The organism is Nonomuraea sp. NPDC050022, assembly GCF_044460705.1.
In the GTDB taxonomy this organism is placed as follows: Bacteria; Actinomycetota; Actinomycetes; order Streptosporangiales; family Streptosporangiaceae; genus Nonomuraea.
In genome coordinates, this window is record NZ_JBITKE010000006.1 from 341101 (window position 1) to 367967 (window position 26867).

Annotated in this window: 26 protein-coding genes; 13 read left to right on the forward strand and 13 right to left on the reverse strand. The window is 69.5% G+C overall.

Annotation, left to right across the window (positions count from 1 at the left end):
• Positions 1-44: 44 nt before the first annotated feature.
• From ACIBO2_RS27405 to ACIBO2_RS27415, 3 genes are all read left to right on the forward strand, one after another.
• Positions 45-710, forward strand: a complete 666-nt coding sequence (locus ACIBO2_RS27405) for an AIM24 family protein (protein ID WP_358550566.1) — start codon at positions 45-47, stop codon at positions 708-710.
• 382 nt (positions 711-1092) lie between these two features.
• Positions 1093-1620, forward strand: coding sequence for a hypothetical protein (locus ACIBO2_RS27410; RefSeq protein ID WP_358550568.1), 528 nt, complete (start codon positions 1093-1095; stop codon positions 1618-1620).
• A gap of 95 nt (positions 1621-1715) precedes the next feature.
• Entirely contained in the window at positions 1716-2519 is an 804-nt protein-coding gene (locus tag ACIBO2_RS27415) for a transposase (RefSeq protein WP_397300364.1), read from the forward strand.
• Between the two features lie 21 nt (positions 2520-2540).
• Here ACIBO2_RS27415 and ACIBO2_RS27420 read toward each other — a convergent pair whose 3' ends face one another.
• On the reverse strand, positions 2541-3239 hold the full coding sequence (locus ACIBO2_RS27420; protein ID WP_358550570.1) for an SDR family oxidoreductase: 699 nt from the start codon (positions 3237-3239) through the stop codon (positions 2541-2543).
• A 436-nt stretch (positions 3240-3675) separates the two neighbouring features.
• On the opposite strand from ACIBO2_RS27420, the gene ACIBO2_RS27425 reads away from it, so the two are divergent.
• Positions 3676-4668: an aldo/keto reductase gene (locus ACIBO2_RS27425; protein ID WP_397300368.1), complete on the forward strand. Its 993-nt coding sequence runs from the start codon at positions 3676-3678 to the stop codon at positions 4666-4668.
• A gap of 10 nt (positions 4669-4678) precedes the next feature.
• Here the strand turns inward: ACIBO2_RS27425 and ACIBO2_RS27430 are convergent, their stop codons facing one another.
• Complete coding sequence (locus tag ACIBO2_RS27430; RefSeq protein ID WP_358550574.1) at positions 4679-5155, reverse strand: DUF5946 family protein; 477 nt, start codon at positions 5153-5155, stop codon at positions 4679-4681.
• 305 nt (positions 5156-5460) lie between these two features.
• Between ACIBO2_RS27430 and ACIBO2_RS27435 the strand changes: the two genes are divergently transcribed.
• Positions 5461-7029 carry an alkaline phosphatase D family protein gene (locus ACIBO2_RS27435; RefSeq protein ID WP_397300371.1) on the forward strand — a complete coding sequence of 523 codons (1569 nt, stop codon included), beginning with the start codon at positions 5461-5463 and terminating at the stop codon, positions 7027-7029.
• Between the two features lie 18 nt (positions 7030-7047).
• Positions 7048-7983: a discoidin domain-containing protein gene (locus ACIBO2_RS27440; protein ID WP_397300374.1), complete on the forward strand. Its 936-nt coding sequence runs from the start codon at positions 7048-7050 to the stop codon at positions 7981-7983.
• A gap of 10 nt (positions 7984-7993) precedes the next feature.
• On the opposite strand, the gene cydC is transcribed toward ACIBO2_RS27440, so the two are convergent.
• The 4 genes from cydC to ACIBO2_RS27460 are packed head-to-tail and all read right to left on the reverse strand — an operon-like array spanning position 7994 to position 13459.
• On the reverse strand, positions 7994-9763 hold the full coding sequence (gene cydC / locus ACIBO2_RS27445; RefSeq protein ID WP_397300377.1) for a thiol reductant ABC exporter subunit CydC: 1770 nt from the start codon (positions 9761-9763) through the stop codon (positions 7994-7996).
• The gene (gene cydD / locus ACIBO2_RS27450) at positions 9760-11526 is read right to left on the reverse strand and encodes a thiol reductant ABC exporter subunit CydD (protein ID WP_358550582.1); all 1767 of its coding nucleotides are present in this window, start codon (positions 11524-11526) and stop codon (positions 9760-9762) included. The genes cydC and cydD overlap by 4 nt, the downstream gene beginning before the upstream one ends.
• 6 nt (positions 11527-11532) lie before the next feature.
• Positions 11533-12297, reverse strand: a complete 765-nt coding sequence (locus ACIBO2_RS27455; protein ID WP_397300380.1) for a cytochrome d ubiquinol oxidase subunit II — start codon at positions 12295-12297, stop codon at positions 11533-11535.
• A gap of 10 nt (positions 12298-12307) precedes the next feature.
• Positions 12308-13459, reverse strand: a complete 1152-nt coding sequence (locus tag ACIBO2_RS27460; RefSeq protein ID WP_397300383.1) for a cytochrome ubiquinol oxidase subunit I — start codon at positions 13457-13459, stop codon at positions 12308-12310.
• Positions 13460-13564: 105 nt separating this feature from the next.
• Here ACIBO2_RS27460 and ACIBO2_RS27465 point away from each other — a divergent pair, with 105 nt between their 5' ends.
• Positions 13565-13900 (forward strand): helix-turn-helix transcriptional regulator, encoded by a 336-nt coding sequence (locus tag ACIBO2_RS27465; protein ID WP_358550588.1) that lies wholly within the window; start codon positions 13565-13567, stop codon positions 13898-13900.
• Here ACIBO2_RS27465 and ACIBO2_RS27470 read toward each other — a convergent pair.
• Positions 13871-14569, reverse strand: coding sequence for a permease prefix domain 1-containing protein (locus ACIBO2_RS27470; protein WP_358550590.1), 699 nt, complete (start codon positions 14567-14569; stop codon positions 13871-13873). The two genes, ACIBO2_RS27465 and ACIBO2_RS27470, sit on opposite strands and share 30 nt — an antisense overlap.
• 92 nt (positions 14570-14661) lie before the next feature.
• Here ACIBO2_RS27470 and ACIBO2_RS27475 point away from each other — a divergent pair, with 92 nt between their 5' ends.
• Genes ACIBO2_RS27475 through ACIBO2_RS27485 form a run of 3 tightly spaced genes read left to right on the forward strand, consistent with a single transcriptional unit; the run spans position 14662 to position 15780 of the window.
• Positions 14662-15015: a VOC family protein gene (locus ACIBO2_RS27475; protein ID WP_397300387.1), complete on the forward strand. Its 354-nt coding sequence runs from the start codon at positions 14662-14664 to the stop codon at positions 15013-15015.
• Complete coding sequence (locus ACIBO2_RS27480) at positions 15012-15353, forward strand: metalloregulator ArsR/SmtB family transcription factor (RefSeq protein WP_358550594.1); 342 nt, start codon at positions 15012-15014, stop codon at positions 15351-15353. Before ACIBO2_RS27475 ends, ACIBO2_RS27480 begins: the two co-directional genes overlap by 4 nt.
• Entirely contained in the window at positions 15346-15780 is a 435-nt protein-coding gene (locus tag ACIBO2_RS27485) for an SRPBCC domain-containing protein (RefSeq protein ID WP_397300390.1), read from the forward strand. Before ACIBO2_RS27480 ends, ACIBO2_RS27485 begins: the two co-directional genes overlap by 8 nt.
• A gap of 72 nt (positions 15781-15852) precedes the next feature.
• Here ACIBO2_RS27485 and ACIBO2_RS27490 read toward each other — a convergent pair whose 3' ends face one another.
• On the reverse strand, positions 15853-17286 hold the full coding sequence (locus ACIBO2_RS27490) for a pentapeptide repeat-containing protein (protein ID WP_397300392.1): 1434 nt from the start codon (positions 17284-17286) through the stop codon (positions 15853-15855).
• Positions 17287-17392: 106 nt separating this feature from the next.
• Here ACIBO2_RS27490 and ACIBO2_RS27495 point away from each other — a divergent pair, with 106 nt between their 5' ends.
• Both ACIBO2_RS27495 and ACIBO2_RS27500 read left to right on the forward strand, forming a co-directional pair.
• A complete protein-coding gene (locus ACIBO2_RS27495; protein ID WP_358550600.1) occupies positions 17393-19075 on the forward strand; it encodes an ExeM/NucH family extracellular endonuclease in 1683 nt (560 codons plus the stop codon).
• A gap of 147 nt (positions 19076-19222) precedes the next feature.
• Positions 19223-20833, forward strand: coding sequence for a DUF6880 family protein (locus tag ACIBO2_RS27500; RefSeq protein WP_358550602.1), 1611 nt, complete (start codon positions 19223-19225; stop codon positions 20831-20833).
• Positions 20834-20872: 39 nt separating this feature from the next.
• On the opposite strand, the gene ACIBO2_RS27505 is transcribed toward ACIBO2_RS27500, so the two are convergent.
• The gene (locus ACIBO2_RS27505; RefSeq protein ID WP_358550604.1) at positions 20873-21136 is read right to left on the reverse strand and encodes a hypothetical protein; all 264 of its coding nucleotides are present in this window, start codon (positions 21134-21136) and stop codon (positions 20873-20875) included.
• Positions 21137-21426: 290 nt separating this feature from the next.
• Positions 21427-22461, reverse strand: coding sequence for an iron-containing alcohol dehydrogenase family protein (locus ACIBO2_RS27510; RefSeq protein WP_358550686.1), 1035 nt, complete (start codon positions 22459-22461; stop codon positions 21427-21429).
• Between the two features lie 352 nt (positions 22462-22813).
• Here ACIBO2_RS27510 and trxA point away from each other — a divergent pair, with 352 nt between their 5' ends.
• Positions 22814-23188, forward strand: coding sequence for a thioredoxin (gene trxA / locus ACIBO2_RS27515; protein WP_357952551.1), 375 nt, complete (start codon positions 22814-22816; stop codon positions 23186-23188).
• A gap of 87 nt (positions 23189-23275) precedes the next feature.
• Here trxA and ACIBO2_RS27520 read toward each other — a convergent pair whose 3' ends face one another.
• The 3 genes from ACIBO2_RS27520 to ACIBO2_RS27530 all read right to left on the reverse strand — a co-directional run bounded on the left by ACIBO2_RS27520 (position 23276) and on the right by ACIBO2_RS27530 (position 26800).
• On the reverse strand, positions 23276-24052 hold the full coding sequence (locus ACIBO2_RS27520; RefSeq protein WP_358550606.1) for an SAM-dependent methyltransferase: 777 nt from the start codon (positions 24050-24052) through the stop codon (positions 23276-23278).
• Between the two features lie 122 nt (positions 24053-24174).
• Positions 24175-25512, reverse strand: a complete 1338-nt coding sequence (locus tag ACIBO2_RS27525) for a class II 3-deoxy-7-phosphoheptulonate synthase (protein WP_397300814.1) — start codon at positions 25510-25512, stop codon at positions 24175-24177.
• 88 nt (positions 25513-25600) lie between these two features.
• Positions 25601-26800, reverse strand: coding sequence for an FAD-dependent oxidoreductase (locus ACIBO2_RS27530; protein WP_397300817.1), 1200 nt, complete (start codon positions 26798-26800; stop codon positions 25601-25603).
• Positions 26801-26867 lie beyond the last annotated feature (67 nt).

Genomic DNA, 26867 nt, shown 5'->3' on the forward strand with positions numbered 1-26867 from the left:
CGGAGTCACTACGCTGGCGGGACCTCTTCACCGAAAGGTCGATCATGCGCAGCTCCGTCTTCGACAACCTCGATCCGCGCCAGGTTCCCGCCGGCTTCTCCCTGGCGAACGGCAAGATGCTCCGGGTCCAGCTCCCGCACGAGGTGCTGGCCAAGCAGGGCTCGATGGTGGCCTTCCAGGGCCAGATGGACTTCGAGTACGAGGGCGCGGGCGGCATCGGCAAGCTGTTCAAGAAGGCCATGACGGGTGAGGGCGCGTCGCTGATGCGCGTACGCGGACAGGGCCAGCTCTATCTCGCGGACAACGCCGACGACATCCACCTGTTCTACCTGGAGAACGAGGGGCTCACCGTCAACGGGCGCAACCTGCTGGCCTTCCAGCCGCAGCTCACCTGGGACATCCAGCGGGTGCAGGGCGCGGGCGTCGCGGCGGGCGGCCTGTTCAACACGACGCTCACCGGCACCGGGTGGGTGGCGGTCACCACGCACGGCACGCCGGTGCTGCTGGACGCCGCGGCCATGCCGACGTACGCCGACGGGCAGTCGGCCGTCTGCTGGAGCACCGCTCTGCACGTCGGCGTGAACCGGACGATGAAGGTCGGCGCGCTGATCGGCCGGGGGAGCGGCGAGGCGATGCAGCTCGCCTTCCAGGGTCAGGGGTTCGTGCTGGTGCAGGCGAGCGAGGGCGTGCCGGTGGTGAAGTCACAGTAGCCGCCGGAGCCCCCGCCGCGTGCACATCCGGCCCAACGCCGGCTTCGGATCAACTCGCCGGCAGAGTCCACTTTCCACCGTTGCAGGCGGGCGGACCGAAGGTGAAACGCCGTCCACTGGCCGTGTCGGCCGCGATCACGTCTTCGGCTCCATTAAGCAGGCAGCCTCCGGACACGACCGCAATCCGCGTCGATTCTCTGGGGGGAACCTGTCGGCCGTAGGCCGCGTCGCCAAGCCATTTCACCGACACGGTCTCAGTTGTGCGGTTCTCGAGCTCCACCCACCGGCTGGTGCGTGGCTGGCAGGTGACAACTTCCCCAAGCCCCGTGAGCGTTGAACGGATGACTCAACTGCGTCACATGCGCAAGGGCTTTGTGCTTTCATGTCGATCATGGGCGTGAGGTTCATATACTTTTCCGGCGTCCGAGAGGAAATTACGCCAGAGTTGATTGAGGATGGTCCCTCCGAGGTGGCCGGCGTGGGTGGGCCTGAGCCCTCTGTGGCGCTGGGGCAACTCGGGCAGCATCTGACTGGCGTCTCATTCCTGGAGATCGGTGATTCAGTCAAGAGCTGGCCCGGTCAAGTCGACGTTCCCGACGATCCGGATGAGCGGGAGATGTTCTTCTACGACCACGGGATCGATCCCGAGGCCACGCCGGAAGAGCTGGAAGTCGCATTGAACGACCTTCGCTGGGGACTGTCTGTTGTGGAGTTGAAAGACCAGTTGCGTGATGCTCTAGCGGCTGTGCCGGCCGACGATTACCGTCGTGTTGCCGAGCAGTGGGCGGCCATTGAGGAGTTGCGGGGCCTGTCGGTGGATGAAGTGCTGACTGTCCTGGGGCGGTTGTGCAGCCTTGCCCGACAGGCGGTTGGGCAAAAGCAACATCTGTATTGCTGGGTGATGCTTTGACGCTTTGGCTGACGGAGCTTCGATCGGGCGGTCTGTCAGAGACCGGGTTGGTAGAAGATGGCTTCGCCTAGGACATGTCTTAGAACCCTGCCGCGTTGATCGCGCCGCACTGGGATGATCTCGGTGCGGCGCGAGGGGACTTGTGGGACGTGTCGGTGGACGCCACGATCAGCCGGGCCCACCAGCACGCCGCCGGTGCCCGCCGCGACGGCGCAGCCCAGAACGAGTCGCCCGGTGGGGTGGAGACCGAACCGGCCGATCACGGTCTGGGCCGCTCCCGCGGCGGCCTGACCAGCAAGATTCACCTGGCTTGCGAACACGGGCAGCGCCTGCTTTCCCTGATCGTCACCGCTGGGCAGCGCGGCGACAGTCCACAGTTCGTGCCGGTACTGGAGGCGATCCGGGTGCCCCGCCCGGGTGCTGGTCGTCCCCGCTGCCGCCCGGATCGGGTGCGGGCCGACAAGGCTTGCTGCTCGAGGGCCAACCGGGTCTACCTGCGGCCCTGGCCGACTGGCTGTGAACCCCGGTCGCGACCTGCGATGCTGGTCGCGACCGGATCGCCAGAGTCTTGGGGGAAGTCGATGCCCGCTTCGTACTACCGTGCGGACGGGGAGAACGGCAACGGCATCGACGACCCGTCTGAAGACGCGCTGTTCATGATGCTCGGCGAGCTGAACCACATCGACAACACGTTCGTCGTCATCCAGCCCGACGCCGACGACCCAGCCTGGTTCGCCTCGGTATCTCTGCTGGACGAGGGCGGCTACGAAGTCGAGCTACGCGTTGTTCGTCATCGCGAACACGAACTGACCACTCAAAGCGACATCAGCCGCATCGCCAAAGATGTCACCATCTGGATGGCTGCTCGCAACGGTGCAAAGCCGTCAGCCGACTTCTAAGCTAAGACACGCTATAGGGTCTCAGCCGAGCTGGCCGGTGGGCCGCACCACAAGTTGGCTGATGTCGACGCCCTCGGGCTGGTTGACGGCGAACAGGATCGCGTTGGCGATCTGCTCGACGGTCAGCGCCGGTGCCGCCTGCGGGGTTCCGCCGCGCTCGTCCCAGAACGGGCTGTCCACGACGCCCGGGGCGACGAGCGTGACGCCGACGTGGTCCTTGGCCACCAGCAGCCGGACGTTCTCGACCAGCGCGTGCACGGCCCACTTGGTGACCGAGTACATGTTGCCGGGCGTGTTCCTGATGCCCGCGACCGAACCGACGACCACGATCCGGCCCCTGGACTCCCGCAAGTACGGCAGTGTCTCGCGCACCAGCAGAGCCGGGCCGAGGACGTTGGTCAGGACCATGGAACGCATGGCCTCGGGGTCGTGGTCCTCCAGCGTGCCAGGCAGGGAGAAACCGGCGTTGGCGATGACGGTGTCGAGCCGTCCCCAGGTGTCCACGACCTGACGCACGGTGGCGGCGACATCGCTGGCGTCGCCGGCGTCACCGGCGATCGTCAGCAGCTGCTCCCCGGCCCCGGCCGAGGCGGCGAACGCGGCCAGCCGCTCGGCGTCGCGGCCGGTGACCGCCACGCGGTGCCCCTGCTTGAGCAGCGCCCGGGCGGTGGCCGCGCCGATCCCGCTCGAACCGCCGGTGACCACAGTGACGGGTTCCATGCGACGGCCTCCTCATCGACGGCGGCGTCGGCAGGGAATCCAGTTGTTGATCAACGCCGACCGACGCATGATATCCGACCATTCGACGTCACCGTGATGATCCCAGAGTGCTGAGACGGCTCACCTCGGCGGGTCGTGGCTGGGGAGTTAAGACGCCGCGGTGGGCGTGCCGGGCGGAAGGCCTGATCCTGGGTTGGCTCCGGCCCTTCGGCCGGTGCGTCCAGCGCGGATGACTGGGCTTCCCAGGCACGGCCCGGAGCTCCAAAACACGCCCTAGGAAATCCTCGCGCGGCACGGTCTCTACCGCCCGGCGCCACGCTTCGCGGTACCGCATGCCGACGAATGAAACCGATGATCGACGTACTTGACCTGGAGTCCACTCCAGATGGCAGCGTCTTCCCTCTAGCCATTTGCGCGAAGTCAGGAAGAGCACGAGATGAATGATTCATTCCGGATCTTGGGACGTAGCGGCCTGCGGGTGAGTGCGATCGGGTTCGGGGCATGGGCGATCGGCGGACCGTTCATGGCCCGTGGCAAGCCGGCCGGATGGGGTCAGGTGGACGACGAGGAGTCAGTGGCGGCTGCGCGTCGGGCGCTCGACCTGGGGGTCACCTTCTTCGACACGGCCGACGTGTACGGCACCGGACACAGCGAGCGGGTGCTCGGGAGAGCGCTGTCCGGACGGTGGGACGAGATCGTGATCGCGACCAAGTTCGGCCTCACCTTCGACGCGGCGACGCGGACGCTCACCGGCCAGGACACCTCGCCCGGATACATCCGGCAGGCATGCCGGGCGTCGCTGGAGCGGCTGGGAACCGATCACATCGACCTCTACCAGTTGCACGTCGGGGACGCACCGCTGGAGCGGGTGGACGAGATGATCGCCACGCTGGAGGAGCTCGTCGAGGAGGGTTTGATCCGAGCCTACGGCTGGAGCACCAACGACCCCGAACGGGCGGCCGCGTTCGCGAAAGGGCCGCACTGCGCCGCCGTGCAGCATGACCTCAACGTCCTGCACGACACCCCGGCGATGCTGGCGGTGTGCGACACCCACGAGCTCGCCTCCGTCAACCGGGGGCCGCTGGCGATGGGGCTGCTCACCGGCAAGTACGGCCGGGACTCGCGGCTGCCGATGGACGACGTACGCGGCGATTCTCCGCAGTGGATGACCTTCTTCAAGGACGGCCGGCCCGCCCCGGAGTTCCTCGCCATGCTGGACGCGATCCGCGACATCCTGACCTCCGACGGGCGTACCCTCGCCCAAGGCGCCCTCGGCTGGCTGCTGGCCCGCAGCGGGCGCACGGTGCCGATCCCCGGCATCAGGACGGTCGACCAGGCCGAGCAGAACGCCGGCGCGCTGCGGCACGGGCCGCTGGCCCACGCGCAGATGGAGCAGATCCGCGAGCTGCTGCAGCCGCACGCCGGCTGAGACAAGCGGCTTACGGCACGCCGGTGCTGCTGGACGCCTGCTTCCAGGCCGAGATCGTCGCGTCGGCCCACTGCTTGACCCGATCCTCATACCCTTCTGCGGGGAAGCGGCCTTCCCCGGTGACGTCCTGGATGGTGACGGCATACGTCGTGGGCCGGCCGACTACCTGGGGGAACGGTGGTGTCTCAGGGAAGTCGTCGGCTATGGGGGCTCGCCCTCCGAACCGATGAGAGTTGCGCTGCCGGGCGCGCTGCGCCGTGTGAGCGAGGGCGTCGATGCCCTGCCACAGGTAGGTGTGCAAGAGCGCCCAGTAGAAAGCAGGGGTCGCGCCATCCATGCGTGCCGGGTGCTGGAAGACGTAGCAGGCCACCGACACGGCGTGCAGGGGGGCCCACGGCGGCCGCCCCGAGTAGTCGCGCACCAGCAACTCGTGGAACAGAGCCTCGCACGAGTCCGTTCCAGCCCCGCACTCCTCGCAGCCAGACACTGCCTTCGCCTCCCGTCACCGCCACTCTTCCTCGGTTCGCCGACACAGCGCAACGCGATTTGCCGGCTGCGACGGTAGATCCCAGTGGTCACCGTTTGCTGGTCGAGCCGCCGATCGCGCTGGGCGCGGATGGGCAAGCAGGAGCGGCGTCAGCCGTTCCCACTCCATCATCGGCATCCAGAGGAAGCCTCTAGGAGTAGGACGATTTAACACAATTGCCTGTGATTTTTAACCTAAGTCTTGTTAGGAGCTTGGCTGCTTGCTAAAAAGTGAGGGCTTTCGACCCCCCAGTTCTTAGGAAGCCCATGCATAGTCCCTCACGCCGATCCTTCCTCGGGATCGGCGGTTCCGCCCTTGCCCTGGCCTTCACCACCAACCTCGCCGACCCCTGGACGGCCCAGGCCAACGCCAGGGCCGACTACCCCTTCCAGTTAGGTGTCGCCTCCGGGGATCCGCTGCCCGACCGGGTGATCCTCTGGACGCGCCTGGCCGTCAGCCCGTTGGAGCCGCTCGGCGGCATGCCGAACGGCAGGATCCAGGTCGACTGGGAGATCGCGGAGGACGAGGCGTTCACCCGCCGCGCCGGGCACGGCTCCGCGTGGGCCACGCCCGAGTACGGTCACTCGGTCCACGTGGACGCCACCGGGCTGCGGCCCGGCCGCGAGTACTTCTACCGCTTCCGCACCGGCGGCCAGATCAGCCCGGTCGGCCGGACCAAGACCGCCCCGGCGGCCAGGAGCAGGCCCGACGCCCTGAAGCTGGCCTTCGCCTCGTGCGCCCTGTGGCAGGACGGCTACTACAGCGCCTACCGCCACCTCGCGGAGGAGGAGCCCGATGTGGTCTTCCACCTCGGCGACTACATCTACGAGTTCGGCATCGTGCCCACCGGCGGCCTGCGCAACACCCCGGTGCCCGAGCAGTACCGGGTGCAGTGCGACACCCTCGACCGCTTCCGCATCCAGTACGGTCTCTACAAGAGCGACCCCGACCTCCAGGCCGCGCACCACCGCGCGCCGTGGATCGTCACCTGGGACGACCACGAGGTGCTGGACAACTGGGCGGGCAAGTACGGTCCCGGCGGCGAGGTGACCGAGCAGGACTACCTGGTGATCCGCGCCAACGCCTTCCGGGCCTACTGGGAGAACATGCCCATCAGGGTGCCCGCCGTGCAGGGCCCGGACGCCCGGATCTACCGCCGGTTCACCTTCGGCGACCTCGCCGAGTTCAACGTGCTGGACACCCGGCAGTACCGCGACGACCAGGCCTGCGGCGACGGCCAGCAGATCGACTGCGCCGACCGGCTCGACCCGGCCCGGCAGATGCTCGGCGCCGAGCAGGAGAAGTGGCTGCTCGACGGCCTGGACAGGTCCCGCGCCAAGTGGAACGTGCTGGCCCAGCAGATCGCCATGATCCAGCTCGACTTCGACCCCGGACCCGCCCAGAAGCTCAGCATGGACCTCTGGGACGGCTACAAGGCCGCCAAGGACCGCGTCATCAACGGCATGATCGACCGCGAGGTCAGCAACCCCGTGGTGCTGACCGGCGACATTCACTACAACATGGCCGGCGAGCTCAAGGCGAACTTCGACGACCCCGCCTCGCGCACGGTCGGCGTAGAGTTCATCGGCACCTCGGTCAGCAGCGGCGGCAACGGCAACGCCACCACCGGACTGCCGGCCGGGGGCAGCGACCCGGTCAACCCGCACCTCAGGTTCTCCAGCTACCAGCGCGGTTACGTCTCCTGCGAGGTCACCCGGAGCCAGTGGCGGGCCGACTTCAAGGTCGTCCCGTACGTCGACAAGCCAGGCGCGCCCGTCTCCACCAGGGCTAGCCTCGTGACCCTCGACGGTACCCCCGGCCTCCAGGCCCTCTGACCCAGGAAGGGAATGATCATGCGACACCTCACCGCCGCGCTGGCCGTCGCCGCCGTCACGGTCCTGACCGGGCCGGGCGCGAACGCGGCCGTTCCGCAGCAGGATCCCTCACCCGCCGCCCAGCCTCCTGAGCAGCAGCCCGCCTCCGTCACCTCGATCAACGTCAGACCGGGCAAGTCCAAGGGCACCGGCAAACTGACCCCCATCGCGGGCGCCGACAAGCTCATCGCGCCGCTCGGCGTGGACCCCGCCTGCCCGGCCAAGATCGAGATCGGCATGCGCAGCGACGCCAAGAAGGCCGCCTACTCCGACATACGGGTGGAGATCGACCAGCCGCTCAGTGCCTCCCGCTCGATCCTGTCCAGCTACCTGCCGCCCGGCTACGAACTCGGCGCGAAACTGCTGGTCGCTGTCCCGCCGGCCACCCCAGAGGGCCAGTACGGGCTGCGCCTGAGCACCGGGGACCGCACACTGGCCGTACCCGTCGAGGTGGTGACCCCGGACAAACTCGACAACGGCGGCAACCTCGCGCTCCGGCGGCAGGTCACCGCCTCCTCCCAGCACGTCAACGCCAACTACCCGCCCTGCAGCATCGCCGACGGCGACAACGGCTCCAACGGCTGGGCCGGCGGCAACGGCTGGAACGACGCCACCGCCAGGGCCTGGCCGGACACCGTGGCCATCGCGCTGGGCGGCGCCAGGCAGGTCTCCCGCGTGGACCTGTACACGCTGAGCACCGAACGGTACCCGGCCTCGACCTTCGGGTTGCGCGACTGGGACGTCCAGGTCCAGGTGGGGGGCCAGTGGCAGACGGTCGCCCAGGTACGCGGCAACACCGCCGGCAACGCCCGCTCGGACTTCGCGCCGGTCACGGCGGACGCCGTCCGCATCGTCGCGCTGGCCTCGAACGGCGCCAACGACTACACCCGCATCGTCGAGGTCGAAGTGCGCTGACGCCCGGCGATCACCGTCTGGTCAGGACTTCCGACTCCCAAAGGTCGCGGTAGTAGCCCGGCTTGGTGACGAGATCGTCGTGGTGGCCGCGCTGAACCACGCGCCCGTCCTCCAGCACGACGATCTCGTCCACCTGCTCCAGGCCCCGGAGCCGGTGGGTGACCAGCAAGGTGGTGCGGTCGTGCGTCACGTCGAGCAGGTCGGCCATGAGCGCGTCGGCGGTCTCCTCGTCCAGCGCCTCGGCCGGCTCGTCGAGCAGCAGCACCGGCGGGTCGTACAGCAGCGCCCTGGCCAGGGCCAGCCGCTGCAACTGCCCGCCGGACACGGTCCGGCCGTCCTCTCCCAGCTCGGCCTCCCACCCGGCCCGCTCGACCCACTCCTCCAGACGAGCGTCTCGTACGGCCTGCCGCAGCTCCTCGTCACCGGCCTCGGGACCGGCGAGCCGCAGGTTGGCGCGCAGGGTGGTCTGGAAGATGTAGGGGTCCTGGGTGAGCCCCGTCATCATGGCCCGTACGTCGTCCGAGGCCAGCCCGCGGATGTCCACGTCGTTGACCCGGACGGCGCCGGACTCGGGCTCGACCAGGCGCATCAGCGCGGCCAGCAGGGTGCTCTTCCCGGCCCCGCTCGGCCCCACCAGGGCCACCCGCTTGCCAGGGGTCAGGCTCAGCGACACCCCGTCGACGGCCGCCCGCTGCTCCGGCGTGTGCCGTACGACCAGGTCGTCGATCTCGACCGTCAGCGGCGACCGCGGGAGAGGGGGTGGCGGTTGAGCGGGCAGTTCGGGAGCCGACGGCGCTTGAGCGGATGGTGCCGCAGTCGACGGCGCGGGAGTGGACGGTGGGGGAGTGGCCGCGGTGTCCGGCTCTGTGACGGCGGGTGGGGTGGCGCTCACCTCACGCAGGCGTCTGAGCGCGGCCAGGATGCCCGCCAGGCGTTCGCCCGCCGCCGCCAGCGGCAGCACCGGCTCGAAGGAGACCAGGGCGGTCAGGGCGAGCACCGCCATGGCCACCCGGTCGGTCCCCGCGGCCTGGGCGAGCAGTACGATCGCCGCCACCGTCAGGCCCTGCACCAGCGTGCCGGCCCCCAGGGCGGTGGCGTGGACGCGGGCTTGGCGGCGCTCCAGCCCGGCCAGGGTCTCATCGGCGGCGCGGGCCTGGGCGAGGGCGCGGTCACCGGCGCCGTACGCGGCCAGGTCGGCGGAGCCGTGGACCAGGTCGGCCACCCGCTCGGCGAGGGCGGCTCTGGCGGGGGCGATCCTGGCCGACCAGCGGCGCGCGGCGGCGGCCGTGGCGGCGGGCAGCAGGACGCCCGCCACGACCAGCCCCGCCAGCAGGACCAGGGCCGCGACGGGGAGCAGAGTGAGGCCGATGACCACGGCGGCCAGGCCCGCGAGCGCGGCGGCTATGGCGGGGAGCAGGCAGCGCACCAGGAGGTCCTGGACGGCCTCCGTGTCGTCCACCATCCGGCTGAGCAGGTCGGCGCCGCCGTGCCGGGGCCGCTGCGGGGGGATGAGGGCCTGGTAGAGGCGTTCGCGGGTGCCGGCCTGGGCGCGCAGGGCGACATCGTGGCCGGTGAGCCGCTCGGCGTAGCGGAAGACGCCCTTGCTGGTGGCGAACGCTCTGGTGGCCACGATGGCGATGCTCAACGCGGCCAGCTCCGGCTGCTCGGCGGCCCGCGTGATCAGCCACGCCGCCGCCGCGATCAGGCCCAGCCCGGCCAGCTCGGCCGCCGCTCCGGCCAGCACCGCCCAGGTGAGCCGCAGGCCCATGCGCCGGTTCATCGGTCACCCCTCATGGCCGTGCTTGTATCGAGGTCGGAGCGGGTCGCGCTCGTATCGAGGCCGGAGCGGTCGGCGATCACCCGGCCCTCGTGGATGCGGACGACCCGGTCGGCGAGGTCGATCATGGCTGGCCGGTGCGCCACGATGATCGCCGTGCGGTCCCGGGCCAGGTCGGCGGTGGCCGTCACCACGGCCGCCTCGCTGCGGCCGTCGAGCCGGGCCGTGGGCTCGTCCAGCAGCAGGACCGAGGTGTCCGGGCGGCAGAAGGCCCGCGCCAGGGCCACGCGCTGCCGCTGGCCGGCGGACAGGTTCGCGCCCCGTTCGCCCACCGCCGTGTCGTAGCCGTCGGGGAGCGCCTGGATGAAGTCGTCGGCGTAGGCGGCCGCGGCGGCCTGCCGTACCTGCTCCAGGGAGGCGGACGGGGCACCGAGGCGGATGTTGCCGGCGACCGAGGTGGCGAACAGGTGCGGCCGCTGCGGGACGAAGGCCAGCCTGTCGCGCCAGGCGTCCAGATCGAGCTCGCGCAGGTCGGTGCCGTCGACGAGGACCCTGCCTTCGGACGGCTGGACGAAGCCCAGGATGAGGTGCAGAAGGGTGCTCTTGCCGCCGCCGCTCGCGCCGACCAGGGCCACGCGTTCGCCGGGCTCGATGGTGAGCGAGACGTGCTCGAGCGCCGGGTCGTCGCGGCCGGGGTAACGGACGGTGACGTCCTCCAGCCGGATCGACGGGGCCTCGGCGCCCTGCGGCAGTCGCTTCCGGGGCGTGGCCGCGCCGACGGCCGCGGGTTCGGCGTCCGGCCCGGCCGCGGGCTTGGCATCGTGCACGGCCGTGGGCTCGGCGTCCAGTACGGCGAAGGCCGCGTCCGCCGCCGCCACCCCCTCCATGGAGGCGTGGAAGCGGGTGCCCATGGCCCGCAGCGGCAGGTACGCCTCCGGGGCCAGCAGCAGCACCAGCAGCGCCGTCGTCAGGTCCAGCGACCCGCCCAGCAGCCGCAGCCCGATCGGCACCGCCACCAGGGCCAGCGACAGCGACGCGCACAGCTCCAGCACCAGCGATGACAGGAACGCCACCCGCAACGTACGCATGGTGGTGGCCCGGTGTGCCTCGGCCACCTGCTGGATGACCGTCGCCTGGTAGCGGGCCCGGCCGAAGGCGCGCAGCGTGGGCAGGCCGCGTACGACGTCGAGGAAGTGCCCGCCGAGCCGCGACAGCGCGCGGAACTGCTGCTCCGTGACGGCCTTGGTGGTCATCCCCACGAGCGCCCCGAAGAGCGGGATCAGTGGCAGCGTGACCAGTACGATCACCGCGCTCGCCAGGTCGGCGGCGAACAGCCGGACGAGCACCGCCAGCGGCACCACCGCCGCGACGGCGATCGAGGGCAGGTAGCCGGTCAGGTAGGCGTCGAGCCGGTCGAGGCCGCGTCCCGTCAGCGTGACCAGCTCACCCGAGCGGTGACCGGCGAGCCTGGCCGGTCCCAGCTCCCGCAGCCTGGCCAGCAGCCGGTGCCGGAGCGCGGACTTGACGCCCGTCGCCGTACGGCCGGCGAAGATGCCCTGCGTCCACCCCAGCAGCGCGCGCAGGCCCACCACGGCGGCCAGGCCCGCCAGCGCCACGGTCGTGAACCGGCCGGACAGGACCCCTGCCAGCAGCTCCGCCTGTACGAGCACGAGCAGCCCGGCCGCCATCGCCGCCGCGAAGGTGACGGTCAGGTGGCGCCGCACCGACTGCTCGGCCCGCATGAGCCGCAGGAGATCTTTGTGCACGAGCCCTCAAAAGAACGACGGGATCCGGACGGCGTCCTTGCCGGGACGGAAAGTGCGCCACACCCATCCTTGCGCGATGAGGACGATCGGCGCGAACGGCAGCGCCATGACACTCAGCACATTCAGCGTCTCGGCCGGCGCGGTGTGGTCCAGCAGGTACGGCATGCTGCCCAGGAGCACCCCGAGGGCGGGGATCGCGGCCACCGCCCCGGACACGGCCAGCGCGCGCCCCGAGCGGGTGACACCGGCCAGGCCGGGGGAGCGCCAGGCCAGGAACGTCCAGCCATGGAAGGCCAGGAGCAGCGTCATCACCACGCCCAGCATCAACCCCACCGGGTTCAGCAGGGACGAGCCGAACCCGGTGGCGGCCGCGTACAGAGCCACCCCCCAGCCGAACGAGAGCCCCAGCGAGCCGAGCGCGATCATCAGGTCCCAGAAGCCCCGCCAGGCCGCGCCCCCGATCCGGCGGCGGAACCACAGCCCGGCGTCCCGCAGGATCCAGGACAGCAGCATGGCCACCACCAGCGGATACAGCCCGAACAGCACCTCGCCCTCGAGCGCCGGATAGACGCCGAACAGCGTTCCGGCGACCGCCACCAGCCACACCTCGTTCGCCAGCACGAACGGGGCCATGGCCGCCACCATGCGATCCTTGCTGCCGGCCGACTTGCCGAGGATCGGCAGCAGGAGCCCGACCCCCAGGTCGAAGCCCTCCAGCGCGAAGTATCCGGCCAGCAGCAACGCGAAGCAGGCGAACCAGATCAGTTCCATGTCACGACTCCTAGTAGGTCAGGGCGGGCTCGGGGACGGCGCCGAGGTCGAGCTCGCGCGGCCCGCGCCTGACCACCCTGGCGATGAGGATGTAGTCGACGATCGCCAGCAGCACCAGCACGCCCACGAAGGCGATCAGTGAACCGGTGATCATCGGTGGGGTGAGGCCGGGCGTCATGGCGTCGGCGACGGTGAGCTTCTGCCAGATCATCCATGGCTGCCGCCCGCTCTCCCTGGCCAGCCAGCCCAAGATGGCCAGCACGAACGGCAGCGGCGTCATCAGCATGAGCAGCGGATGCGTCCACCGCCAGCGCGGCAGCACGCGGATCAGCGGCAGCATCGCGAACAGCACGACGAGCGCGAGCAACTGCCCGATCTCGATCATGATCCCGAGCGGCACCACCCCCGTGTCGCCCTCGAACTTGCCCTCCTGGATGCCGGCGAACTGGGCGTAGCCGAAGCCCACGGTCAGGAAGATGCCGATCGCGGCCGTGGTCACGCCGGTGCGCAGCGACTTGGTGAAGAACTCCACCTCGGACGTACGGCGGCGCAGCTGGTAGGCGCTCGCCCCGACCAGCACCATCGCCCCGGTGAACAGCCCGGCCCCGATCACGTGCGGGAAGGAGAAGATCAGCGTCTTGTTGGTGAACATCGCGCCGATGTCGACCAGCTCCATCCGATCGCCCCTGACGACGGCTCCGGCGGGGTTCTGCAGGAAGGAGTTGGCCGCCATGATGAAGAAGGCGCTGCCGTACGCCGTGAGCGTGACGAGCCAGATGCAGGCCAGATGCGCCCATTTCGGCAGCCGTCCCCAGCCGAAGATCCACAGGCCGAGGAACGTCGACTCCAGGAAGAACGCCACCAGCGTCTCCATGGCCAGCGGAGCGCCGAAGACGTCGCCCGCGTAGTGCGTCAGCCCGCTCCACGAGAGCCCGAACTGGAACTCCATCACGAGTCCGGTGACGATGCCCAAGGCGTAGTTGATGACATATATCTGGCCCCAGAACCTGGTCAGCCGCTCGTGCAGCGGCTTGCCCGCCAGCGCCCAGCGCGTATGCATGATCGCCACCAGCGGCGCGAGCCCCAGCGTGAGCACGACGAACAGGAAGTGCAGGTTCCCTGTCATCGCGAACTGCAACCGGGCCAGTTCCAGCGCTTCCATGCGCCAAACCCCCTTCGTTATGCCTGTCTACCTATAGACAGTCTACCTATAGGCGGCCTACATGTAGACTGGCTACTGAACGAAGGGTTATCTAGGATCGGAGTCATGAACCCCGACGCGCTGCGCGGTCACATGGACGCCCTGCTGCTCTCTGTGCTGGAGGGTGAGCCGCTGCACGGCTACGCCATCATCGAGGCCCTGCAGACGCGCAGTGGGGGAGCGCTCAACGTGCCGACCGGCACCGTCTACCCGGCACTGCGCAGGCTGGAGCGGATCGGCTATCTGGCCAGTGAGTGGGCCACGGTCGGCGGGCGCAAGCGGCGCACCTACCGCCTGACCGATTCCGGCAGGAAACAGCTGGAAGGGGAGCGGTCGGCCTGGGCGGAGTTCGCCAGTGTGATCGGCGGAGTGCTACGGCCGGGGATCAGGCAGTCTGGGTGAGGCGCAGGTGGCCCGGGTGAGGCGCAGGCAGCGCGTCGCGCCGTAGAGCTGCAGGCCCCAGAAGATCGCCGACAGGAAATTGGCGAGGATGGCGGGCAGGTAGGTGTTGATGCCCTGCATATCCGCCCCATGGAGGAGTAGCAGGATCAGCAGCCCGTTCACCGGCAGCATCACCCAGACGACGACCCCCAGCCACTTGGTGACCAGCTGCGGCCGGAGATGCCACCGGGCGCCCCGGCTCAGCGCGAGCAGCGACAGCCCGCCGTACAGGCCCGTGGCCAACTGCAGGATGTCGAGCCCTCGCGAGGCGGCGTTGTACCAGGCGGGCCGGGCCGCCCAGGTGGCCTGAGCGGCGGGGGGATAAGGGTAGAAGCGCCAGATCGCCGACCACATCAGCACGGTGATCGGCACGCTGATGAGCAGCAGCGTCCCCAGCATCCGGCCGGCCGCGCCGGTCAGCTCCCGCTGGTATCCGGGCGCGATCTCGGCGATCGCGCCGAACTGCCGCACCGCCAGCCGCTCGGCCTCGGCCCGGGTCAGGCCCTCGGCCTCCAGCGCGTCGGCGGTGTCGGCCAGGCTGTCACGCGCCTCGACGACCAGGTCACGCTTGGGCCCCGGTGGCCCAGCCAGAGACCTGCCCAGCTCGGCCACGTAGTCGTCGATCCGCATGCCCCCATCTTATGAAGGCGGAACCCGGTACGTAATCAGGGATCTCCCTGATGACTTGATGCGTAGGGAAATTCCTACATATAGTGGCCCACATGCCAATCTTCAGCATCACGACCGTGACCGTGCCAGTAGCGGACCAGCAGCGGGCGCTCGCCTTCTACAGCGGCGTCCTGGGCTTCGAGACCCGCACCGACAACCCGTTCCCGATGGGCCGCTGGCTCACGGTCGCCCCGAAGGGGGCCGAGACCACGCTGCTGCTCGCCTCCTGGTTCCCGGACATGGCCGCCATCGGCGGCCTGGTGGTCGCCTCCGACGACCTCGACGCGCTGGCCGGGCGCCTGCGCGAGCACGGTACGGCCTGCGAAGGCCCGACGGACGAACCGTGGGGCAGGCAATTGCTGTTCCAGGACCCCGACGGCAACGGGTTCGTGGTCAGCCAGGCATGACCGCCGATCACGTGTTCACCGCGCTGGCCAGCCCGGCCCGGCGGGAGTTGTTGCGGCTGCTGCTCGATGAGGGCAGCCAACCGGCCGGGCGGCTGGCCGAGCGCTTCGACATGAGCCGTCCCAGTGTCTCGGAGCATCTCAAGGTGCTCAGGGATGCCGGACTGGTGGCCGAGACGCGCCGGGGGAGAGAACGGCTCTACCGGTTGGAGGCGGCTCCGCTCATGGAGATCCGTGAGTGGCTCACGCCGTACGAACGCTTCTGGAGAGAGAAGCTCTCCGGCCTGAGCGACCTGCTCGACGAGATGGAAGACCAGGAAAGGGAAGACGGCGATGTCTGACGACCTGCGCTCGATCCGGCTGGACCAGTTCCTCGGGCACGCGCCCGCGAAGGTGTGGCGGGCGCTGACCGAGCCCGAACTGGTGGCCCGCTGGCTGATGCCCAACGACTTCAGCCCGCAGGTGGGGCACCGGTTCACCTTCACCACCACGCCGGTGAAGCAGACCGGCTTCGAGGGCATCGTCTACTGCGAGGTGCTGGAGCTGGAGCCGGAGAAGCTGCTGAAGATCAGCTGGAGCGATGGCAAGCTCGCCGACTGGACCGTCACCTGGCGGCTGGAGCCCGAGGGCACGGGCACCAGGCTCTTCCTCGACCACGAGGGCTTCGACCCCGACGACGCCATGCAGCAGATGGCCCGCAAGATCATGGGCGGCGGCTGGCGCTCCATGCACTTCGCCGCCATCGGCAAGGTCCTCGACGAGTTGTGACGGACGGCTTGTGACGGACGGCTTGTGACGGACGGCTTCTATGGGCGGGCGGCGTCTGCGGGCGGACGGCCGCTATGGGTGGACGGCGGGTGCGGGTGGTTGTTCGGCGCCGCGTTCGGCGTGTGAGGTCGAGGTCCAGAACAGCGCGGCCACGGTGATCGCCATCAGCAGGACGAGCCAGCCCGCGGCCCGGCCCATCCGCATGCCGTACCCCCATAGAAGCCACGAAAGGGACAGCCACCACCGGCGGCCCGCCTGGCGGCGCATCTCCATCGCCGCGAACGCGAAGTCGGCCGAGGTGCCCACGTCGTCGACCTGGGCGCGCAACCCGGAGTAGAGGGCGGCCAGCCGGTCGGGTCCGGCGGGCGGGTCCTGCGCCGCCGGAGCGCCGTACGCGGCCGGCCGGGGGGCCGGGCTCTTGTCCGGAGCGGGGGCGGGGGGAGCCCAGCCGCGCATCGTGTGCTCGTCGGCCAGCGCGCTGCGCCGGGAGAACCAGCGCAGCATCGGCCAGTGCAGGCTCACCCGCACCCCCCGCGGGGTCAGCGCGAAGGTGCAGTTCTTGACCCGGACCGCGGCCGGGCGGGCCAGCCCGGCGAACCGGCAGCCCGACAGGTCGAGGCCGAACAGCGCCAGGTCGGCCGCGTCGACGTGCCGCAGCGAGGTCAGCGCGGACCCGCCGCGCCCGGTCACCATCGCGGGGCCGCGCAGCACCGACCCCTCCAGGTCGGCATCGGAATCGGCGAGCCGGATCGTCGTCGCGCCGGTGACCTCCATCCGCCGCAGGTTCGCGCGGCCGGCGGCGACTGCCACGTCGAGCGTGCCGTCGGCGCGGGCCCGCGAGGCGGACAGCCGCCCGGTGACCGACAGGTAGGCGTCGGCCGCGAAGTGCGCGGTGTCGAACCAGGCGGGGCCGCTGACCTTGCGGAAGGACAGCGTACGGCCGAACCTGGCGCCGCGGAAGCTCGCGCCGTCGCCCAGCGCGGCCCCGTCGAAGGTGGCGTAGCCGTCGAACCTGGCCCGCTCGCACGACAGCCCGTGACCGAACACGGCCTGGCTGAACAGCGCGTCACGCGACATCACCGCCCGGTCCAGCGACACGTGGCCGCGCACTCGGACGCCGTGGAAGGACAACTCGCGGGCGAACCCGGCCCCGGCCAGCGAGACATTGCCCTCGAACCGGGCGCCGAAGAACGAGGCCAGCCGCTCGAACCTGGCGCCGTCGAGCGACACGTCGCCGGCGAAGGTCACGCCGGACAGCCGTACGTCGCCGGTGAACGTGACCCGGTCCAGCCGGGCCCGTCCTGGTCGGCCGCCGGTGACCTCGATGATCCTGCTGAGCAGCGCGCCGTTGATCGGCGTACCGCGCAGGTCGAGCAGGCGGCCGGGAGCCATCTCGTCGAGGGTCTCGGCTACTTCGTCCGGTTGCAGATGTGCCAGGCAACGGTCGTACGGCTGGTGGGCGATTCCCGAGCAGGCTGCCGAATAGGCGCAGGTGACCCAGTCCATGCAGTGCTCATACCCGCAAGGGGGCAGTGTCAAGGTTCGATGATTTAATGTTCTAGCCACTTTTTGGTGGAAATCTGTGACCGCAATTCCCTCTAAAGTGCTGGTCATGCGTGTTTTATCCAGAACTTTTCTCGTCGCGTTCGTCGTGGCGGCTGCCCTCCCCGGCACACCGGCGCTCGCCGCACCGGCCACCGCGTGCGACACGCCGCCGAGCCGGCGCATCTCGGAGGTGCAGGGGAGCGGTGATGCCAGCCCCCTGGCCGGGCAGAGCGTCACCGTCGAAGGCATCGTCACCGGCGACTTCCAGCGCGGCGACCAGCTGAGCGGTTTCTTCCTGCAGGACCCGAAGCCGGACACCGACCCGAAGACCTCCGAAGGGCTGTTCGCCTACGCCCGCGACACCTTCAAGGACGTCGCGGCGGGCGACCGGGTGCTCGTGACGGGCAAGGTGACGGAGTACAACGGCTGGACGGAGCTGTCACCGGTCACCGCGGTGGACGTCTGCGGCACCGGCTCGGTGGCGGCTCAGCCGTACAAGCTGCCGGACGACGGGCGGGAGTCCGTCGAGAACATGCTGCTCACCTTCCCGCAGCCGCTGACCGTCAGCGAGCACTACAACCTGGGCCGTTACGGCGAGGTCACCGTCTCCTCCGGCGGCCGGCTGTTCCAGCCGACGGACCGGCCCGGCGTGGACGCGGCGCTGAACAAGCGGCGCTCGCTGCTCATCGACGACGGCTCCAGCAGGGAGAACCCGGCCACCCTGCCGCCTATCGTGCGTACCGGCGACCTGGCCGCGGGCATCACCGGCGTGCTCGGCTACGGGTTCGGCCTCTACCGCCTGCAACCCACCAAGCCGATCAACTACCGCGACACCAACCCCCGGACGCCCCGGCCCTTCCCGGTCATCGGCAACGTCAAGGTGGCCTCGTTCAACACGCTGAACTGGTTCACCACCCTCGGATCGCGCGGCGCCACCAACGCCGTGGAGCAGCAGCGGCAGCTCGCCAAGCTGGTGGCGGCGCTGAAGGGGCTCGACGCCGACGCCGTGGGCCTCATGGAGGTCGAGAACAACGGCCAGACGGCGCTCCAGGCCCTCGTGGACGCCGTCAACGCCGAGGTCGGCGCGGGTACGTACGCGGCGCTCCAGCACCCGTACCCTGGCACGGACGCCATCCAGGTCGCGGTGATCTACAAGCCGGCCAAGCTCACGCCCGTCGGCGCTCCCCAGGCGTCGCAGGACGCGGTGTTCAGCCGGCCGCCGCTGATCCAGACATTCCGCAGGACGGCGGGCGGCCAGCCGTTCACGATGGTCGTCAACCACCTCAAGTCCAAGGGCAGCTGCCCGGCCGACGGCCCCGACGCCGACCAGGGCGACGGGCAGAGCTGCTGGAACGCCACCCGCGTCAAGCAGGCGCAGGCGCTGCTCGGCCTGGTGAAGGACCTGCCCAACCCGGTGGTGCTCGGCGACCTCAACGCCTACGGCGAGGAGGACCCGATCCACACACTGGAGGCGGGCGGGCTGACCAGCCTGACCAAGAGGTTCGTGCCGGCGCGGCAGCGCTACAGCTACCTGTTCGACGGCCTGGCCGGAGAGCTCGACCACGCGCTGGTCGGCCGGCAGCTGCTCAAGCGGGTCACCAGCGCGACGATCTGGCACATAAACTCGGACGAACCGCGCATTCTCGACTACAACACCGAGTACAACCCGGCGTCCCTGTACAAGCCGGACGCCTTCCGGTCCACCGACCACGACCCGCTCGTCATCGGCCTCACCCTGCCGGGCCACTGACCCTTTCGTCACGGGCGGCCGGTATTCCGTACGGGCTGCCCGCCTGTGTTGCGCACGGCGGCTCGTGTTCCGTACGGGCGGCCTGTGACGTGGAATCGAGTGCTACCCGGGGCGAGCACAGTTGATCATTGCGGGATAATCGAAATCATGGCGCTCATCCAGGTTGACGAGGAAGCCGTACGGAGCCAGGTCAGCGAGCCGGTGTTCGCCGAGGCTCTCGCACTGGTCGCCGGCGGCATGGTCGCGGGGTTGACCGAGAAGGGTACGTCGGTCGCCGCGCTGGTGAGCGGGCGTTCGGTGACGGTCACCTTCACCGCGAGCGGGATGCGCGCGGTCTGCGAATGCCTGGATCCCGAATTGTGCGCCCATGCGGCCGCCGCGGCGGTGACCTGGGTCCGGATGGGCGATGTGCGGCCCGCGCCCGACCTGTACGCGCTGCTGCGTACCCAGGACTCCGACTGGCTGGCCCGCCGCCTCGCCACTCTGGCCGCGACGGACCCCGCGCTCGCCGACCGGCTGCGGACCGAGCTCGCGGAGACCATCATCGGCGAGGAGTCGACCGACCTCCTCGCCGACCTGGAATCAGTCATGGCGGACCTGCTGGCCGAGGCCGCGGATGTGTGCGACTCCTGGTACGAGGGTGAGTGGTACCCCGATCTCGAGGACCTGGAGGAGATCCTCGACGAGATCGACGACCTGATCGAGCCGTCACCGGACACCGCTCGCGAGCTGACCGTCCGCGCGATCGACCTCATCGAGGAGGTGCTGGACACCGGAGAGGTCTATGGCGGCCAGCTCGTCGACGATCTCGAACGCGTCCAGGGCATGCATCGCGACGCCTGCCTGGCCGGCTCGCCCGACCCGGTGCGGCTGGCGGAGTGGCTGATGGGCAAGGTGCAGACCAGCAACTGGTGCACCTTCGAGAGCTCGCTGCCCGGCTATGCTCCCGTGCTGGGCGACCAGGGCCTGCGCCGCTGCCACGAGCTGCTGGACGGGACCCTCGCACGCGGGATCCGCGACTACAAGCTGAGCACGCTGCGCGAGTCGCTCGCCCGCGCCGAGGGCGGCACCGACGCCGTGATCGCCCTGCTCGCCCAGCGGGCCGCCGGCAGCGGTGACATCGAGAAGATCGCCCGTCTCCTGATCGGCGAGGAGCGCCACGACGAAGCCCTGGCCTGGATCGATCAGGGGATGAACCGCTACGGCCGCGATCAGCACCTCCTCACCCTCGCCCTTGACTGCCATCAGCACGCCGGACGGACCGAGCAGGCGCTCGAGACCCGCTGGCAGCTGTTCACCCTCTCACCGTCCACGCACACCTATCAGAGCCTGACCCGCCAGGCCGCCCCGGACGCGGCCCCGTGGCAGGCCAAGGCCATCACACACCTCCGCTCATCGCCCGCCATGGCCCCCACACTGGCCGAGGTACTGCTGATCAACGGGGACGTGGCGGGCGCCTGGGAGGTCCTCCAGACGTACGGACTGGACCCTGACCTGCGCATGCGCGTGGTCAACGCCCGCGCCCAAACCCATCCAGAGGACGCCATCCCGGTCTACCGGGAACTGGCCGAATCCTGCGTCAGCCGGGCCAGCAGACCCGGCTACCAGGAGGCGATCCAGTATCTCTTCACGCTACGGACCCTGTTCGAACGCACCGGAGATCAGACCGAGTTCGCCTCGTACGTCGCCCGCCTCCGCGCCGCCCACCCAGGCAAGAAGGCTTTCCACACCCAGCTGGACGGTGCGGGCCTCCTCTGACGCCATCACGCCGACGCCGGTATCGCGATGCGCACCCGCTCAATGTCGGCAAGGGTCTCCCCGCGACGGCGTGCCGCGACGCTTCGCCGCCTCCGACTGCTGCGCCGCCCGGACGCGCAGCGCGGCGAACGACTCGGACTGCTCCGCCGACACCACCCTCCCCGTCTCGTACAGCCTCATGGGCGACGCCGATCTGAAGAGCGGATTGGGTCGCAGCAGGTCCGGCGGGTCCAGCAACTTCCGGATCATCGTCGGGCTCCAGCCGCGCTCGCGCAGCTCGGCCAGCTGGAAATACTCAGGCATCGCGTCCTCTCCTGATCGGCGACCACGTCAGCATGGCCGATCAGGTTGAGCCGCCATCTGTGCGAACCGGATTCTGTGGATAGAGCACGCCGTCCTGACCGCGCCGGCCAGGAGAGGTGCCTCAGGCCCTCGTCGGCGCGCCTTCAGGAGGAGGCGGTCCTGAACCGTGAGTGGCGCTTCCCCTTTACGCGGGTGAGCCCGCGACGTACATGGGTCAGCCCGCGACGTAAGTCAGCCCCCGACGTACATGGGTCAGCCCGCGACGTAAGTCAGCCCCCGACGTACGTGAGTTAGCCCACGACTGTCTTGACGTAGCCCCCCACGTGGTCGGCGAGCTGAGCCTCGGATAGGTCGAGATGCTCGAGGATGGTGTACCGGCCCGGACGGGTCCGCGGCGCGTACGCCACGGCCTTGGCGAAGTCGGCATCTGACAAGCCGAGATCGCCGGGGGTGCGCGGGAGGCCGTGCCGTCCCAGGCACGCGGAGATCAGCTCGACCTTGGCTTCGTCCTGACGCAGGTAGCTGCAGAACAGCGCACCGACTCCGGCGAGTTCTCCGTGGCTTGCCGTGCCGGGGTAGAGCTGATTGATGGCATGCATGATCTCGTGGTCGCCGCCGCTGGCCGGTCGGCTCGACCCGGCTACCGCCATCGCCATGCCGGACAGGATCAGTGACTCGGCCAGTACGGTGAGGAACTCGTCGTCTCGAGCCAGGCCTGGCTGGTGCAGGACCACCAGCGCCGCTGATCTGGCCATCGCCACCGCCAGCCCGTCGATGTGCTCGCCGGCCTCGGCAGCGGCCAGTTCCCAGTCGGCCACCGCGGACAGGTCGCTGATCGCATCGCCGATCCCGGCCGTGGAGAGGGCCGCCGGGGCCGACCGGACGCGATCGAGATCCACCAGGACGGCCGCCGGCATCACGACGCCGTAGGAGCCCGTGCCCGACTCGTGTCGCAGCGTGCTGACCGGCGAGGCGATGCCGTCGTGGCCCAGGCTCGTGGTCACCGCCACCATCGGGATGCCCGCCATGTGCGCGGCGAACTTGGCCACGTCGATGGTCTTGCCGCCGCCGATGCCCGCGATCGCCTCGAACTGGCCGGCCCGCAGTTGTTGTCCGAGCTCAACAGCGGCGGCAAGGGTTCCGTTGGGAATACGGAGCACCTCGGCCCCATCGATCCGCAATTCCTCGCAGATGCCGTCACCCTGACTGGGACCGACGGCGACAGCCACCCTGCCCTGCCGGGCGATCTGCAGGTCGGTCAGCAGCGTGCCGAGGCTGGCGACCGCACCGGCCCGGACGTCGACGAACAGGGGCGCGGAGAGCATGCGAGCCAACAGCGGCATAGGTGTCCTTGTCCTCGGATGAATGTCGACGTCTGCGACCGGACTGAGCTGATCGAATGCGTGAGATTAGCAGCATCTAGCGATCTTCGTGTTCGGGACGTCAACAGTCGCAATCCGCGCTGCAGCGCAAGGTCGCCTTCATTGCCGAACGAGGCATTCGCCGTGTTCAGCCCGCCAGCGCGTGGTCCGGACAGGTCGCCGTCCAGGAAATCCCCGCGCCCGTTATGTGAGGCCCGGCGGCGTGGGCATGGAATGCTGGTGGAGGGTACGTGGTTGACAGCTTTGCACCCTGGGATGACATACAGACTTCACGCGACGATACGAGGAGCCACTTGTGGCGACCATCGAGGTAACCGAGACGAACTTCAACGACATCGCCGACAAGGGGATCGTCCTGCTCGACTTCTGGGCCGAGTGGTGTGGCCCGTGCAAGATGTTCGGGCCGATCTTCGAGAAGGCGTCCGACAAGCATGAGGACATCACCTTCGGTAAGATCGACACCGATGCGGAGCAGGCCCTCGCTCAGGGCTTCGACATCAGCTCGATCCCGACGCTCATGGCGATTCGCGATGGGATCGTGGTCTACGCGCAGCCCGGTGCGATTCCGGCGCCCGCGCTCGAAGACCTGATCAGCCAGGTGCGCGCGCTCGACATGGACGCGATCAGGACCGAGCTCAACGAGGAGATGAAGAACGCCGAGCAGAACTGACCGTCGCACCATGAAGCCCCGCCGTACCAGCGGGGCTTTTCTCGTTCCACAGCCTGATGCCAACGAGTCGCGCCGACAACCTGACGCTTACGGTTTGCGGCCGACTCCCGCGTAGCCGGCGTCGGTGACGGCCTTCGTGCCCAGCAGGGGTTCGCCGGGGTCGGGCCGCCAGTTCTGGGGGTAGACCAGGCCGGGCTCGGCCAGTTCGTAGCCCTCGAAGAAGGCGGCGATCTCCTCGGGCGTCCGCAGGTTGAGCGCGGCCGTCGCCTGCTTGTAGATCTCCAGCGCCTGCGGCGTGGAGTCGGGCGCGGCGTCCACGGCGTGGCTGATGACCAGCCGGCTGCCCGCGGGACCCGCGTCGCGCAGCCTGCCGACGATGCCGTACGCGGCCTCGTCGGGCAGGAAGTGCAGCACGGCCAGCATCAGGAACGCCACCGGGCGGCCGAAGTCGATCGTCTCGGCCAGAGTCTCCAGGAGCGGGTCGATGTCCCTGATGTCGGCCTGTACGAACTCCACGTTCACGCCCCTGGACAACAGGGCCCGCCCGTGCGCGCACACCACGGGGTCGTAGTCGACGTAGACGACGCGCGCCTCGGGCGCGATCTCGTGCGTGTTGCCCTGGGTGGGCAGTCCGGCGCCGAGATCGACGATCTGGTCGACGCCGGAGTCGATCAGATGGCGTACGGCCCGGCGGAGGAAGTCGCGGTTTGCCCTCGCGGAGTCCTTCGTACCGGGGAACAGCTTCAAGATCTGCTCGGCCGCTTCCCGGTCGGAGGCGAAGTTGTCCTTGCCGTCCAGGAAGTAGTCGTACATCCGGGCGATGTTGGGCACGCTCGGGTCCACGCCATCTGGGGCGCTGTCCACGATTTCTCCCAATAGTTGAGGAATTCTCACCTTTGTCAGGCCGATCATAGAAGATCGCGGACGGGCGTGACCGAAGAATCCTCTGGCAGCCCCGGCCCAACCCGGGGCTGCCGCCTACGTACTCAGCTGGAGCGGTAGAGCTCCGCCACCCGGAAGGCGAGGTCGAGCGACTGGCCACGGTTGAGACGCGGGTCGCAGGCCGTCTCGTAGCGGCGCGAGAGGTCGTCCTCGACGATCTCGTGGCCGCCGCCCACGCACTCCGTCACGTCGTCGCCCGTGAACTCGATGTGGATGCCGCCGGGGTGCGTGCCGAGCGAGCGGTGCACCTCGAAGAAGCCCGTCACCTCGTCGAGCACGTCGTCGAGCCGGCGCGTCTTGTGGCCGCTCGGCGCCTCCCACGTGTTGCCGTGCATCGGGTCGCAGATCCACGCGACCTGCGCGCCCGCCGCGGTGACCTCCTTGACCAGCGCGGGCAGGTGCTCGCGGATCTTGGAGGCGCCCATCCGGGTGATGAACGTGAGCCGCCCCGGCTCGTTCTCGGGGTTGAGCTTCTCGACCAGCGCCAGTGCCTCGGAGGGCGTGGTGGTCGGGCCGAGCTTGACGCCGATGGGGTTGCGGATGCGCGAGAAGAAGTCGACATGCGCGCCGTCGAGCTGGCGGGTGCGCTCGCCGATCCAGACCATGTGCGCCGACACGTCGTACGGGCTGCCGGTCCGCGAGTCGATGCGCGTGAGCGCCCGGTCGTAGTCGAGGATCAGCGCCTCGTGCGAGGAGTAGAACTCGACGGTGTGGAACTCCTCCGGGTCGGCCCCGCAGGCGCGCATGAACGCGAGCGCCTGGTCGATCTCCCTGGCCAGCTGCTCGTAGCGGCGGCCGGCGGGGGACTCGCCCACGAAGTCCTGGTTCCAGGCGTGCACCTGGCGCAGGTCGGCGTAGCCGCCCTTGGTGAAGGCGCGGGCCAGGTTGAGCGTCACGGCCGAGGAGTGGTAGGCCTTCAGCAGCCGCCACGGGTCGGGCATGCGGGACTCGGGGGTGAAGGCGAAGCCGTTGACCATGTCGCCCCGGTAGGCGGGCAGCTCCAGGCCGTCACGCGTCTCGGTGCCCTTGGAACGCGGCTTGGCGAACTGCCCGGCCACGCGGCCGATCTTGACCACCGGCACCTTGGCGGCGTACGTCAGCACGATGGCCATCTGCAGCAGCGTCTTGAGCTTGTTGCGCACATTGTCGGCGGTCGCCCCGGCGAACGTCTCGGCGCAGTCACCGCCTTGCAATACGAACGCCTCGCCTCGGGCGACGGCGGCCAGCTGCTCCTTGAGCTGGTCGCACTCGCCGGCGAAGACGAGTGGGGGCAGGCCGCCGAGCTCGGCGACGACCTTCTCGAGCTCGCTGCGGTCAGGCCAGTCAGGCTGCTGGGCCGCCGGCAGGGCTCGCCAGGAATCGAGTTCCTCGGGATTGCTCAGTGCGCTCACGACATACGAGGGTATGCTACCGGCTCGGCGTCACCGACCCCGATGTCCACGTTGTGAGAAAGCGACCCCGCGGGACGGGTCAGAGTTCGGGTGTCCGTACGTGCTCGGGGCGCACCCCCAGCCCGAGGAAACGCCGAAACACCCCGCTGAACAGGGGATTCTGCGGCAGCTTCGCCGGAATGCGCGGCGGCCCCACCTGGCTGTCGATCGTCGGGCCGAGCAGCCGGTCCTGAGCCACGCGCTGCGCGGCCTGGGTGATCCTGGTGGGCAGCATGCGGCGGCGCTCCAGCCGGCGCAACATGGCCTCCGAAATGGGCCGGCCCGCCCGCAGCGGCTCGGCCAGCAGGTTGGCCGTGGCGACCGCGTCCTGCACCGCCAGGTTGATGCCGACGCCGAACACCGGTGACATCGCGTGCGCGGCGTCGCCGATGGCCAGGAAACCGGGCCGGTACCAGCGGCGGAGCCGGTTGAGCACCACCGTGAGCATGCTGACGTCGTCGAAGCTCGCGATCTGCCCGACGCGCCCCTCCAGGTACGGCAGCAGCCGCGCCACCGGCTTACGGAACGCGTCGATGCCCTGACCGGCCAGCCGGTCGTAGCCGCCCTTGGGGATGAGGTAGGCCAGCTGCCAGTAGGTCTCCCTGTTGATGCCCACGATCGCGTGGCCGGTGGAGATCCGCAGGAACGTCTGCTCGGGGTCGCCCTCGACGCGCGGCAGCCGGAACCACAGGACGTCCATCGGCGCGCCGAACTCCTGCGGCACCAGTCCGGCGGCCGCGCGCAGCGTCGAGCCGCGGCCGTCCGCGGCCACGGTCAGCTCCGCCCTGATCTCGTGCTCGCCCGACTTGTCGCGGTAGCGCAGTCCGCGGGCCGCACCGTCTTCGCGGATCAGTCCGTACGCCTCGGCGTTCATGAGCAGCCGGAACTTCGGGTACTTCTCGGCGGCCGACGTGACGAGCTTCAGGAAGTCCCATTGCGGGACGAAGGCGATGTAGTCGTACTTACCCGGCAGCCCGCGAAGATTCGCCATCTGGACCGGCCCGTCGTCGGTCAGCAGGGTGAACCCATACGTCTTGCGGTGGGGGATCTTCAGGAACTCCGCGGCCAGCCCGAGCTCGTCCAGCACCTGAAGCGTCGACGGGTGGATCGTGTCGCCGCGGAAGTCGCGGAGGAAATCGGCGTGCTTCTCCAGCAGGGTGACCTCGACACCTGCTCTGGCCAGCAGCAGGGCGAGCATCGCGCCCGCCGGGCCGCCGCCGGCGATCACACAGGAATTCATCACGTATTGAGTTTAACTCTGTCTATGGAGAAATGCACTTGCCTGGTGCCATCCGACACGCCCGAAA